This window comes from Cellulosimicrobium sp. BMG9.22, assembly GCF_059159975.1.
Map to the genome: position 1 here is coordinate 370,920 of NZ_JBZGBY010000001.1, position 12,712 is coordinate 383,631.

9 protein-coding genes are annotated in these 12,712 nt (G+C 69.8%); 3 read left to right on the plus strand and 6 right to left on the minus strand.

Annotation, left to right across the window (positions count from 1 at the left end; all coding sequences use genetic code 11):
* Window positions 1-122: 122 nt before the first annotated feature.
* The gene (locus tag AC4H2H_RS01755; protein WP_494369094.1) at window positions 123-3,734 is read right to left on the minus strand and encodes a replicative DNA helicase; all 3,612 of its coding nucleotides are present in this window, start codon (window positions 3,732-3,734) and stop codon (window positions 123-125) included.
* Between the two features lie 526 nt (window positions 3,735-4,260).
* On the opposite strand from AC4H2H_RS01755, the gene AC4H2H_RS01760 reads away from it, so the two are divergent.
* Window positions 4,261-5,553 (plus strand): MATE family efflux transporter, encoded by a 1,293-nt coding sequence (locus AC4H2H_RS01760; protein ID WP_494369116.1) that lies wholly within the window; start codon window positions 4,261-4,263, stop codon window positions 5,551-5,553.
* 198 nt (window positions 5,554-5,751) lie between these two features.
* On the opposite strand, the gene rplI is transcribed toward AC4H2H_RS01760, so the two are convergent.
* The 5 genes from rplI to AC4H2H_RS01785 all read right to left on the minus strand — a co-directional run bounded on the left by rplI (window position 5,752) and on the right by AC4H2H_RS01785 (window position 10,087).
* Window positions 5,752-6,198, minus strand: a complete 447-nt coding sequence (rplI, locus tag AC4H2H_RS01765) for a 50S ribosomal protein L9 (RefSeq protein WP_494369095.1) — start codon at window positions 6,196-6,198, stop codon at window positions 5,752-5,754.
* 19 nt (window positions 6,199-6,217) lie between these two features.
* On the minus strand, window positions 6,218-6,454 hold the full coding sequence (rpsR, locus tag AC4H2H_RS01770; RefSeq protein WP_483774819.1) for a 30S ribosomal protein S18: 237 nt from the start codon (window positions 6,452-6,454) through the stop codon (window positions 6,218-6,220).
* A 101-nt stretch (window positions 6,455-6,555) separates the two neighbouring features.
* Window positions 6,556-7,101, minus strand: a complete 546-nt coding sequence (locus AC4H2H_RS01775; protein WP_494369096.1) for a single-stranded DNA-binding protein — start codon at window positions 7,099-7,101, stop codon at window positions 6,556-6,558.
* 156 nt (window positions 7,102-7,257) lie between these two features.
* The gene (gene rpsF, locus AC4H2H_RS01780) at window positions 7,258-7,548 is read right to left on the minus strand and encodes a 30S ribosomal protein S6 (RefSeq protein WP_483774821.1); all 291 of its coding nucleotides are present in this window, start codon (window positions 7,546-7,548) and stop codon (window positions 7,258-7,260) included.
* A 169-nt stretch (window positions 7,549-7,717) separates the two neighbouring features.
* Window positions 7,718-10,087, minus strand: coding sequence for a transglycosylase domain-containing protein (locus AC4H2H_RS01785; protein ID WP_494369097.1), 2,370 nt, complete (start codon window positions 10,085-10,087; stop codon window positions 7,718-7,720).
* A gap of 404 nt (window positions 10,088-10,491) precedes the next feature.
* On the opposite strand from AC4H2H_RS01785, the gene AC4H2H_RS01790 reads away from it, so the two are divergent.
* Both AC4H2H_RS01790 and AC4H2H_RS01795 read left to right on the plus strand, forming a co-directional pair.
* On the plus strand, window positions 10,492-11,187 hold the full coding sequence (locus AC4H2H_RS01790; protein ID WP_494369098.1) for a PadR family transcriptional regulator: 696 nt from the start codon (window positions 10,492-10,494) through the stop codon (window positions 11,185-11,187).
* On the plus strand, window positions 11,184-12,275 hold the full coding sequence (locus AC4H2H_RS01795; RefSeq protein ID WP_494369099.1) for an inositol-3-phosphate synthase: 1,092 nt from the start codon (window positions 11,184-11,186) through the stop codon (window positions 12,273-12,275). The genes AC4H2H_RS01790 and AC4H2H_RS01795 overlap by 4 nt, the downstream gene beginning before the upstream one ends.
* Window positions 12,276-12,712: the final 437 nt, after the last annotated feature.

The window sequence follows — 12,712 nt, forward strand, 5'->3', positions numbered from 1 at the left end:
AGTCGTACTGCCGGACGCCGCCGCCGCACACGTCGCGTACGCCTGTGGCTGCTCCAGGCAAAGCACTCCCCATGCAGCATGTGTGCAGGATCCTGCAATCTAGGCTGCACGTCGACAGCCGCCTACATCTGCATGTCGGCGAAGCGTTGATAGTGACCCTGGAACGCGACGGTGATCGTGTCGGTAGGCCCGTTACGGTGCTTGGCCACAATAAGATCGGCCTCGCCGGCACGGGGCGATTCCTTTTCGTATGCATCCTCACGGTGCAAAAGGATCACGACGTCGGCGTCCTGCTCGATACTATTGTGCGCCGCAATCCCGTTCGCGACGAAGTTGTGCCCGTCAAGGACGGTCGCATCGAAGACCTGCTTCTCCCCCATCGGCTCGATCGCGATGACCTCGTCCCACAGCAGGTCGTTGACCGCCATGATCTCGAGCTCCTCGCTCTCGAGCACCTCGGCGATCTTGCCGAGCCTGTGCCTCGACGGCGCGTTCTTCCAGAGCGCGCTGCCGCAGAACTGAGTCCCGATCGCCGCGGCGAACTCGCGGTGCGTCATTCCCCGCTCGACGAGGATCTCGCGTACGTCGTCCCACACCCGGCGCGGGACGGTGTCGACATTCGTGTTCGCCCGCGTCTCTCGAATGATCTCGAGAAGCTTCTCGGCAGTGTCACCTCGGTCACCGTGCACCCCGATCTCCTGAAGGAACCGGCGCTGGTCGTCCACCCCGCTGACGTCGAGCGTGTAGCCCAGACGGTAGGACCCCTTGGGCGTCGCCGTCCGGACCCGTGTGGAGATGCCGAAGCGCAGGAGGAGACGCGACAGCCCGTCCACGAGGGCGCGAGAGGTGGAGCCGTAGTAGATGCGGCCGCTCCGCCCGTTCTTGTTGATCGTCACCGAGCCGTCCGTCGCCCAGATGTGCTTGATGAAGAGCGCGATCTGACGCTTCGGAAGGTGGAACACGCTGGTGGGGATGAACTTCTCGTGGCTGCGGGCGCCGAACAGGCCCATGTCGTCGAGCCACTCCGCGATAGGATTCCGACGCCCGCGCGCGAGGCGGTACGGGGCCGGAAGGCGAAGGGTCGTGACGCGCGCCGCGGCATAGTCGTCGCGGATCGGGGTGATCCCGAAGGCCCCCGCGGCCTGGGAGACGATCGCGAGGTTCCGCTCGTCGATCGACGCGTAGCGGATGGGCTGACGCTTGACGAACGAGCCGTCGCCAAGGAGGTGCGCCAGCATGACGACCTTGCGATCGTCCCACTCGGCATTGCGCTCCGGGCCAGGTACGTGGCGCGGCACGCCGATGCGCGAGCCGACCTCGAGGTCGCCGAGCGCCGTCCACCCGTCGTAGGTGAGGAACGGGTGGTTCGCCGTCGCCTCGATCTCCTTGCCCGACGCCAGCCGCATCCGGAAGACCGGCTTCACCCCGGTGGGGAACACATGCGTGAGGTGCCGACGCACGTATTGCAGCCGGTCGTTGAGCGCCCACACGGGAACGTCCTTGGCGTTGAGCGCGAAAAGCTCGCCCAGGCTCGTCTCCGCGCCCGTGTCCGCGCGCAAGATCTTGGTGTCCTCGGTCAGGCAACCGGACTCACGGAGGTCGCTCATCTGCGGCTTCTTGTCGCCACGCTGCTCCGGACCACGGTTCAGCTGCGAGATCGCGATGACGGGGACCTCGAGCTCCTTCGCGAGCAGCTTGAGCGCACGCGAGAACTCGGAGACCTCCTGCTGGCGTGACTCCACGCGCTTGCCCGAGCTCATGAGCTGGAGGTAGTCGATCACGACGAGCTTGAGGTCGTGCCGCTGCTTGAGCCGACGGCACTTGGCCCGGATCTCCATGAGCGACATGTTCGGCGAGTCGTCGATGAACAGCGGCGCCTCGGCAACCTTCCCCATCGTCGCCGCGAGCTTCTGCCAGTCCTGGTCGTCCATCTTGCCCGACCGCATGCGCGTGAGCGGCACCTTCGCCTCGGCCGCGAGCATTCGCATGGTGATCTCGTTGCGGCTCATCTCCAGGGAGAAGATGACGGACGCCATCTGGTGGTGCACCGCCGCGTGCGTCGCGACGTTGATGCCGAGCACCGAGTTGTGCGTGGGAACCATCGACCGGCTCGCCAGGTACAGGTGCGAGGGATGGTCCACCTCGACGCAGCGCACGGGCACCGACTCAACACGGCGTACGTCGACGACAAACCGCGCCGTGAGCCGCGCGGTACCCGGGCGACGGCGCTCCTTGTGGACGAGGCGCTTGCGCTCCAGCCAGAAGACGTCGTCGCTCGTCGTGAAGGTAATCGTGTAGGCCGTGGACGACTCCGCACTACGGCCCTTCACTGTCCGCGCCGACCAGCCGGTGCGGTACCCCAGCGACAGGATGAGCTCGCGCGTCTCCGTCGCCAGACGCCTGCTGGTCAGGGTGATCTGCACGCTGCCCTGCGGGCTGACGGCCCCGTCGGTGTCGAGCAACCCCGCGAGCAGGTCTCGCCGCTGGGCCTCGCTCGCCCGGAGATAGGCGGTCGGGATGTGGGTCCCCACTGCACGGAGCTCGGCCGGGCCGGGCTGCGCCTCGTATCCCAGGCCCTCGATACGCATCGCGATCTCCGGGTCGGCGGAGGTGAACTCCGCCCGCCGCGAGCTGCCGTCGCCCAGCCAGACGCCGAGCGCGTAGGGGTGGATCGGTAGCTCTACCTCCGGGAGAACGAGCTGCGCGGCCGTCGCGATCGAGTGGTTCGCCCGCCCGTCGGCCGTTGCGCACCGCACCGTGGCCGCGAGCTCCTCCGTCGTGCGCACGGAGGACTCGGGCGTCCCGCCGGCACGCACGCCCCGGCGCTGAGCACGTGTCGAGGTCACCCACTGGTGCTGGGCGTCCGCGACGATGACGGTGCCATCGTCGAGCTCGACCTCGTAGCAGGGACGGTCGACCATCACGTCCGTCGCGGCGACGACGCGCGTCGGCGTCCCGTCGGCCGCCACGAGCAGGTCGCCGACGGCGACGTCGCCCATGGTCGTCCAGCCCGACGGCGTGGGGAGCGGCGTGTCGAGCGAGAGCGCCTTGCCGATGGCCGGGCGGGCAGCGACGACGATCATCTGGCCGGGGTGGAGGCCGTTGGTCAGCCGGTCGAAGTCGGAGTAACCCGTGGGGACGCCGGTCATGCCCTCGCCACGACCCTGCGCGGCCTCGATCTCGTCGAACGTCGGGCCGAGGATCTCGGACAGCGGCAGGTAGTCCTCGGTCGTGCGCCGCTCCGTCACCGCGTAGACCTCGGCCTGCGCGTTGTTGACGATGTCGTCGACGTCGCCGCCGTCGGTCGCGTACCCGAGCTGCACGATGCGCGTGCCGGCCTCGACGAGGCGGCGCAGCACGGCGCGCTCTCGCACGATGCGTGCGTAGTACCCGGCGTTGGCCGCCGTCGGGACGCCGGCCATGAGGTCGTGGAGGTACGGGGCTCCGCCGATGCGCTGGAGCTCGCCGCGCTTGGTGAGCTCGGCGACGACGGTGATCGCGTCGGCCGGCTCGCCCCGGCCGTAGAGGTCGATGATCGCCTCGTAGACGACCTCGTGCGCCGGGCGGTAGAAGTCGGAGCCGCGGATCTGCTCGATGACGTCGGCGATGGCGTCCTTCGACAGGAGCATGCCGCCGAGCACGCTCATCTCGGCAGCGACGTCTTGGGGCGGCGTCCGGTCGAACCCCGACGGCCCACGCCCCCCGTAGCTCTCCTCGAGCTCGTCGATCGACATGCGCCCCTCGTTCCCCCGGCGTCACGCGACCCTCCCGGACCACACGAACCGGGCATCGCCCCTCGTCGTACACCTGTTCTACTGCGGGCCACCCACACGACTGTCCCGGTGGCCGCACCTCCCGTCCTGGACAGGCACGACCTCGCGACACTAGATCGCGCGTCCACACCCCGCAAACGACCCTGTGCACTCATCGGTGGACAGACCGGCCGAACCTGTGGACACGTTCGCCGGTGCTGTGCACACCCGGTGGAAAACGGTGTGGACAACGAACCAATCTCACGGTGTACATCGCACCAGGCCGTCTCTGACCAGCCTCTTCACTACCCTCAAGGGTGTGGACGAAAGAAAGTCCGACGACACGCCGACGACACGCCCGACACCTCCTGGCCAGCCGGACGACACCAGGAGGCCATCTCCCGTCCCCGATGGCACGCCGACCTCCGGACCGTCGTCCACACCGGCGCCCCCACAGCCTCCCGCGCGACCGCCCCGGCGGCGCGCGCGCTCCCGGCTCGACCGCGAGATCCTCGCGCTGGCCGTCCCGGCCCTCGGAGCGCTCGTCGCGGAGCCGCTGTTCGTGCTCGTCGACAGCGCCGTCGTCGGGCATCTGGGCACCGCCCAGCTCGCCGGGCTGTCGCTCGCCTCGACGCTCCTCGTCACGCTCGTCGGCCTCTGCGTCTTCCTCGCCTACGCGACCACGGCCGCCGTCGCGCGACGCGTCGGGGCCGGGCACGCCCGCGAGGCGCTGCAGTCCGGGGTCGACGGCCTGTGGCTCGCCGCCGGCCTGGGTGTCGTTCTGGCCGCCTCCCTGTGGATCGTCGCGCCCTGGGCCGTCACGGCGATGGGCGGTGCGGGTGACGTCGCGGAGCACGCCGTCGTCTACCTGCGCTGGTCCGCGCTCGGACTGCCCGGCATGCTGCTCGTCCTCGCGTCCACCGGCGTGCTGCGGGGCCTCCAGGACACCCGCACGCCCCTGTGGGTCGCCGCCGGGGGCGCGACGTTCAACGCCGTCCTCAACGTCGTCCTCGTCTACGGCGCAGGTCTCGGCATCGCGGGCTCCGGCATCGGGACGGCGGTCGCGCAGCTGACGATGGGCGCCGTCCTCGTGGTCGTGGTCGTCCGCGGCGCCCGGCGCCGGGGCGCGTCGCTGCGACCCGCGGCCGGCGGCATCTGGGCCAGCGCGCGTGCCGGCGTCCCTCTGTTCGTCCGTACGCTCTCGCTGCGTCTCGCGATCCTCCTCACCGTCTTCGTCGCGACGGGCCTCGGCGAGGTGACGCTGGCGGGGTACCAGGTCGTCACGTCGGTCTGGGGGCTCGCGGCGTTCGCGCTCGACGCGCTCGCCATCGCGGCCCAGGCGCTCGTCGGGTACGCGCTCGGGGCCGACGACGTCCCGCGCGTCCGCGCCGTCCTGCGCCGCACGCTGCAGTGGGGTGTCGCGGCCGGGACCGCGATCGGCGTCGTCATGGCCGCGGGCGGCTGGTGGTTCGCGCTGCTCTTCACGTCCGACCCCGACGTGCGGGCCGCCGTCGCGCTCGGCATGGCCGTGTGCGGGCTGCTCATGCCCATGGCGGGCTGGGTGTTCGTGCTCGACGGGGTTCTCATCGGCGCGGGCGACGGCCGGTTCCTCGCCTGGGCGGGCATGCTCACGCTCGTGGTCTACGTCCCGGCCGCGCTCGCCGTGCTGCGCTGGGCGCCCGACGGCGCGGCGGGCCTCGCGTGGCTGTGGCTCGCCTTCGCGGGGGTCTTCATGGCGGCACGTGCCCTGACCACCGGACTGCGCGCCCGCGGCTCGCACTGGATGGTCACCGGCACCTGACCCGAACGACGTCGTCAGCACCCCACGGACCCAGAGACCCGTCCAGTGCTGACAACACGTCGACCCGCGTACCTGTCAGCACTCCAGGGGTCCGGAGACCCACGCAGTGCTGACAACTCGCGCTGGACACCGCCCACCGAGACACGAAGGCCCGGCACCTCGCGAGAGGGGCCGGGCCTTCGAGGACTGCTCTGCAGATCAGGCAGCGACGACCTTCACCGAGAGGGTCGCGGAGACCTCCGGGTGGAGGCGGACGGAGACGGTGTAGTCCCCGGTCGCCTTGATCGGCTGACCGATCTCGATCTTGCGCTTGTCGACCGACGCGCCGGCAGCGGTGACAGCGGACGCGATGTCCGCCGTCGTGACGGCACCGAAGAGGCGACCGGCGTTGCCGGCCTTCGCCTCGACGACGACCGGCTTCGACTGCAGCGAGTCGCGGATCGCCTTCGCGTCGTCGAGCGACGCGATCTCGCGCGCCTTGCGAGCCTTGCGGATCGCGGTGATCTCGGACTCGGCGCCCTTCGACCACGGCGTGGCGAGCTTGCGCGGGACGAGGAAGTTACGGGCGTACCCGTCCTTCACCTCGACGACGTCGCCGGGCTCACCGAGACCGGTGACCTCGTGGGTCAGGATCAGCTTGGCCATGAGTTGTCTCCCTTCCCGCTCAGCGTGCCGTGGACGTGTACGGCAGCAGCGCCATCTCGCGCGCGTTCTTCACCGCACGGGCGATCTGACGCTGCTCCTGGACGGAGACGCCGGTCACGCGACGTGCACGGATCTTCCCGCGGTCGGAGATGAACTTGCGCAGCAGCACGGTGTCCTTGTAGTCGACCGACTCGATCTTGGCCGACTTCAGCGGGTTGGACTTCTTCTTGGGCTTGCGCACCACAGGCTTCGCCATGGTGTTGCTCCTCTACAAGGTGCGATCCCCGCGTGCGGTCCGCGCCGACGGCCGGCGCTGGTCCCACGGGGATGAGTGTGTGTTCCGGGTGAGGCGAACGGTCAGAACGGGGGCTCGTCGGAGAACGAGCCGCCGGACGACGCGGGGCCGGCCGTGGCCCACGGGTCGTCGCTCTGCTGACCGCCGCCGGAAGAGCTGAATCCACCACCGGAGGCGCCGCCCGAGGGCGTACCTCCGAAGTTGCCGCCACCGCCGCCGAAGCCGCCGCCACCGCCACCCGAGCGCTGGGCGCGGGTGACCTTCGCGGAGGCGTAGCGCAGGGAAGGACCGATCTCGTCCACCTGCAGCTCGACGACGGTGCGCTTCTCGCCCTCGCGAGTCTCGTACGAGCGCTGGACGAGGCGGCCCTGCGCGATGACGCGCATGCCCTTCGTCAGCGACTCCGCGACGTTCTCCGCGGCCTCGCGCCAGATCGAGCAGCGCATGAACAGGGTGTCCCCGTCCTTCCACTCGTTCGACTGGCGGTCGAAGGTCCGCGGGGTCGACGCCACCGTGAAGTTGGCCACCGCTGCACCCGAGGGGGTGAAGCGCAGCTCCGGGTCGCCCGTGAGGTTCCCGACAACCGTGATGACGGTGTCACCTGCCATGGCCTGCTCCTTCGTGTGTCGTCTCTGGTCCGTCGACGGCGCCGTGCGCCTGACTCGTACGCCTCTCGCGTCGGCTCATCCCATCACGCAGCGCCCACACGCGCTACGGCGTGCGGCCGATCTGTGGGGGACGAGCCGAGAGGGGTGCGGGGAGGGTCAGCGAGCGTCCGTGCGCAGGATCTTGGTCCGCAGGACGACCTCGTTGAGGCCGAGCTGACGGTCGAGCTCCTTGGCGGTGTCGGACGTCGACGTGAAGTCGACGACCGCGTAGATGCCCTCGGACTTCTTCTCGATGTCGTACGCCAGGCGGCGACGACCCCAGATGTCCACCTTGTCGACGGAGCCGCCGTCGGTCTTGATGACCGACAGGTACTTGTCGAGCGACGGGGCGACGGTGCGCTCCTCGATCTCGGGGTCGAGGATGATCATCAGTTCGTACTGACGCATGCGGATAACCCACCTCCTCTGGTCTCACGCGGTCACGGTCTCTCCGTGACAGGAGGGTTTCATGCACTCATGCTTCTGCTGCCCGACGTGCGGACAGCAGCTCCCCAGGGTACCCGCTCGGCGCGGGCCCCCGGAAATCTGTGGTCGGTCGACGACGGCGGGTCAGCCGTCAGGGTTCTTCCGTCTCGGTCGGCGTGGGCTCCGGTTCCTCCGGCTTCCCCGGGTCCTCCGGCTTCCCCGGGTCCGGCTGCTCCGGTTGCTGCCCCGGGTCGGGCCCCTTCGAGACGACGAGCGCGATGGTCGACCCCGGCGGGACCTCGCTGATCGACGACTGGCTGATGACGAAGCCGCGCGGCTGCTGGTCGGAGAACTCCTCGGTGATCTGGACCTTCAGTCCGGCCGCCTCGATCGCGGAGCGGGCCGCACGGCTGTCCATCCCGACGACGCCGGGGACCGCCACGTTCACGGGCTCCTCCACGGGCGGCGGCTCCTCGGCCGGCGGCTCCTCCGTCGGAGTCTCGGTGGGAGTCTCCGTCGGGGTCTCCTTCGGCTCCGGCTTCGGCGGCGTGTACTTCGGGAACTCCCCGGCGGGCAGGTTCACCGTCGCGCCCTGCATGTACGACGTCCACGCCTCGACCGGCCACGAACCACCCGTGATCTCCGGGTTGCGCAGGTCCGCCCACCTGCCGAACGGCGTGATCTGCTCCTCCTCGCTGTTCGGCCCGACCTGGTAGAGCCCGACGACCGTGGCCAGCCCCGGCGTGAAGCCCGCGAACCACGCCGACTTGTTCTCGTTGGACGTGCCGGTCTTGCCGGCGGCGGGACGGCCGAGCGCCTGGGCGGGCTCGCCCGACCCCTGCTCGACGACCTGGGACAGGGCGTACGTCGTCGTCGCCATGACACCGGCGTCGAACGCTGGCTCCCGCTTGTCCGGTCCCGGCGCCTCGTAGACGAGGTTCCCGCGCGCGTCGACGATCTTCGCGATGATGTGCGGCGTCGACTTCTGACCCTGGGCGGCGATCGTCGCGTAGGCGTTGGTGAGCTCGAGCGGCGTCACCGTCGCGGTACCGAGCACGTTCGCGGCATTCCCCAGCACCTCCGTCCTCTCGGAGATGCCAAGCCGGTGCGCGACCTCGGCCGTCTTCTCGGGACCGGTCTCGATGTTGAGCTCCGCGTAGACGGTGTTGACGGAGTTGGCGGTGGCCTTGACGAGGTCGATGGTCCCGTAGGGCTCGTCGCCGAAGTTCCGCACCTTCCAGTCGCCGCCGTCGTTCGCCTCAGGGAACGTCTTGGGCGTGTTCCCGTCGTAGCGCTCGTCGAGCGTGTGCCCCGCCTCGAGCGCCGCGACGAGCGTGAACGGCTTGAACGTCGATCCGCCCTGCGCGGCGCCCTGCGTCGCGTTGTTGTACGCCTGCTTCAGGTAGTCGGGGCCGCCGTAGAGCGCGCGGATCGAGCCGTCGTTCGGGTCGATCGACACGATCGCGGCGCGCAGGTTCTCCGAGACCGGGTTCTCGTCCCCACGGGACGCCTGCGGGAGCGAGTCCGCCGTGGCGACGGCCGCCTGCTGCATGACCGGGTCGATGGTCGTCGTGATCTGGTAGCCACCCTTGACGAGCTTCTCCTCGGTGATGCCAAGCCCGTCCAGCCCGACGACCTCTTCCTGGGCCATCGCCAGCAGGTAACCGGTCGGGCCGGCGAGCGTGTTCGACCGCACCGGCTCGATCGGCATCGGGAAGCCCCCGGCGACCGCCTCGTCGAACTGCGCCTTGTCGATGTGGCCGTCCTCGAGCATGTTGTCGAGGGTGCGCTTCCACCGGTGCTGCGCCTGCCCGAGGTCGTTCGCGGGGTCCCAGTACGTCGGGTTGGGGATGATGCCCGCGATCATCGCCGCCTGCGAGACGGTGAGGTCGGCGGCGTTCACGCCGTAGTACTTCTCCGCAGCCACCTGGATGCCGTTCGCCCCGCGGCCGTAGTAGATCGTGTTGAGGTAGTTGCCGAGGATCTCGGACTTCTCCTGCTGCTGCGTGATCTTCAGCGCGAGGATCGCCTCGCGGGCCTTGCCCGCGTAGTCGGTGACCGTGTCGGTGTAGTACCGCTCGACGTACTGCTGCGTGAGCGTCGAGGCGCCCTGCCGGCCGCCGCCCTTGAGGTTGTTGTAGAAGGCGCGCGCGATGCCCCGGACGTCGACGCCCGAGTTCGTCCAGAACGTTTGGTCCTCGGACGCGACGACCGCGTTGCCCACGTGGTCCGGCAGCGTCGCGAAGTCGACGATCTTGCGCTCCTCCGCGGCGAAGGTCCCCATCTCCGCGCCGTCGCTCCAGAGGACTGTCGACGTCTGGTCGTCGACGCCCGGCAGCTCGCCTGGCACCTCGGTCGTGTTCCACGCCGCGACGCCCAGCCCCGCGACGAGCGCGACGCCGGTCAGCATCGTGCCGACGACGACGCGCCACGACGGCAGCCAGCGGCGGAAGCCGCGGACGCGCGAGCGCGGGTAGTCGAAGAACCGACGACGTCCCTTCGTCCTCGTGGTTCGCGCCACGGTCAACCTTCCTCTGGGGGGCGTTCGGAGTGCGGCACGCAGAGCGCCGCGACGGTCCCGCGCGGGGCGACCACGGCCCGACGGCGCGTTCCCCGGACGGGTGCGCGGCGTCGTCGGGCACGGGCCGGCACACGCCGGACCACCCTGAACAATAGGGCGTCGTCCGGTCACGACAAGGGCCTCAGGGCGTGACAGCGCGATCGTGCGCCATTGATTCGCCCCGGCGTCCCGCGGCCTCCGCGGGTCCTTCACAACTGGCGCGCCGGTCGGCAGACCCGCCGAGGATTGCGCGACACCTCCGGAGGACCTCGCCTCCCGATGTATCGACTCGATACATCGAGTACGCTACCGAGTGCTTGCCGACACCGGCAGGACCGTCCGAGAGCAGCAGAGGAGGCCAGATCGTGCGCAGCAAGACACCCGTGCTCGAGACCGCCATCCTCGGCCTGCTGAACGAGTCCCCGCTGCACGGGTACGAGCTGCGCAAGCGGCTCAACGTCATGCTGGGGTCGTTCCGCGTGCTGTCGTACGGCTCGTTGTACCCGGCGCTCAAGTCGCTGGTCGCCCGCGGGCTCATCACCGGCACCGAGCAGTCGGCCGCGCAGACGGCGCTCGCCCCCGCCCTGTCGGGTCGGCGGGCGCGCATCGTCTACGAGCTGACGGCCGACGGCAAGGAACACCTCCAGAACGTGCTCGCGTCCTCCGGGCCGGCCGCCTGGGAGGACGAGAGCTTCGACGTCCGGTTCGCGTTCTTCGCGCAGACCGACGCCGAGACCCGCATCCGCATCCTGGAGGGCCGGCGCACCCGGCTCACCGAGAGGCTGGAGGCGGTCAGGGAGTCCGCGGCTCGCACCCGCGAGCGGCTCGACGAGTACACGCTCGAGCTGCAGCGTCACGGACTCGAGCAGGTCGAGCGCGAGGTGCGCTGGCTCGACGGTCTCATCACCACCGAGCGCGACCGGACCTTCGGGCACTCCCGAGCGGCCGGCCGCGCAAGGACCAGCAGCACCCCGCATCCTGCGGAACCACCCGAGCAGGAGCCCGACGGCGCACGGCGACCCGAGGACCCTGGAACTTCGAACACCAAGGAGCGAGGATGACCTCCATCCGCGTCGCCATCGTCGGCGTAGGCAACTGCGCATCGTCTCTGGTTCAGGGCGTGCACTTCTACCGTGACGCCGACCCGAGCAGCACCGTCCCGGGCCTCATGCACGTGCAGTTCGGCGACTACCACGTGTCGAGCCTCGAGTTCGTGGCGGCGTTCGACGTCGACGCGAAGAAGGTCGGCTTCGACCTCTCCGAGGCGATCAACGCCTCTGAGAACAACACGATCAAGATCGCGGACGTCCCGCCGCTCGGCGTGACGGTCCAGCGCGGCCCGACGCTCGACGGCATCGGCAAGTACTACGCCGAGACCATCGAGGAGTCCGACGCCGAGGCGGTCGACGTCGTCGCCACGCTGCGCGAGGCGCAGGTCGACGTGCTCGTCTGCTACCTGCCCGTCGGGTCGGAGCAGGCCGCGAAGTTCTACGCGCAGGCCGCGATCGACGCCGGCGTGGCGTTCGTCAACGCGCTCCCCGTGTTCATCGCGTCCGACCCCGAGTGGGCCGCGAAGTTCGAGGAGGCCGGCGTGCCGATCGTCGGCGACGACATCAAGTCGCAGGTCGGCGCGACCATTACGCACCGCGTGCTCGCCAAGCTGTTCGAGGACCGTGGCGTCGTGCTGGACCGTACGTACCAGCTCAACGTCGGCGGCAACATGGACTTCAAGAACATGCTCGAGCGCGAGCGCCTGGAGTCGAAGAAGGTCTCCAAGACGCAGGCCGTGACCTCCAACCTCACCGGTGCCCTGGCCGGCAAGACGGAGGACCGCAACGTCCACATCGGCCCGTCGGACTACGTCGCGTGGCTCGACGACCGCAAGTGGGCGTACGTGCGCCTCGAGGGCCGCGCGTTCGGCGAGGTCCCGCTGAGCCTGGAGTACAAGCTCGAGGTCTGGGACTCCCCCAACTCCGCCGGCATCATCATCGACGCCGTGCGCGCCGCGAAGATCGCCAAGGACCGCGGCGTCGGGGGCCCGATCCTCTCGGCCTCGACGTACTTCATGAAGTCCCCGCCGGTCCAGATGGAGGACACGAAGGGCCGCGCCCAGCTCGAGGCCTTCATCGCCGGAGACATCGAGCGCTGACCTGATCCCGCCGAGGTAGAGCTCTGGTCGCACGAGGTAGAGCTCTGGTCGCACGAGGTAGAGCTCTGGTCCGCGGGTGGGGGCAGTCTCGGTGCTCGGGCTGCCGTGCCGTCGCCCTGGTCTCTTGGCCGGGGGTTCACGAGCACGGCTTGACGCCCTTCGCATCCGAGTCTGCCCCCACCCGCTCGCCTGTCGCCTCGCCAGGGCGACCAGGGAAGTACCACGGGCAACCGCGGTTCTATCTCGTGCAACCACGGCTCTACCTCGCGGCACCACGGCTCTACCTCGCGGCGCCACGGTTCTCTCTCGGGTGGGTGACCACCCGCCCGAGGTGAGACGGCGTCGGGCGGGTCGGAGGGGGCGCCGCGTCGTGGTCGGGCTTGGCGGGAGCCGCGAGGAACGAGCGGCGGATGGTAGACGCGGCGCCCCCTCCGGCC

What these genes read in the sequence shown, in the direction of transcription:
- AC4H2H_RS01755 (WP_494369094.1), bottom strand. Translation starts at nt 3,734, where the DNA reads ATGTCGATCGACGAGCTCGAGGAGAGCTACGGGGGGCGTGGGCCGTCG.
- rplI (WP_494369095.1), bottom strand. Translation starts at nt 6,198, where the DNA reads ATGGCCAAGCTGATCCTGACCCACGAGGTCACCGGTCTCGGTGAGCCC.
- rpsR (WP_483774819.1), bottom strand. Translation starts at nt 6,454, where the DNA reads ATGGCGAAGCCTGTGGTGCGCAAGCCCAAGAAGAAGTCCAACCCGCTG.
- AC4H2H_RS01775 (WP_494369096.1), bottom strand. Translation starts at nt 7,101, where the DNA reads ATGGCAGGTGACACCGTCATCACGGTTGTCGGGAACCTCACGGGCGAC.
- rpsF (WP_483774821.1), bottom strand. Translation starts at nt 7,548, where the DNA reads ATGCGTCAGTACGAACTGATGATCATCCTCGACCCCGAGATCGAGGAG.
- AC4H2H_RS01795 (WP_494369099.1), top strand. Translation starts at nt 11,184, where the DNA reads ATGACCTCCATCCGCGTCGCCATCGTCGGCGTAGGCAACTGCGCATCG.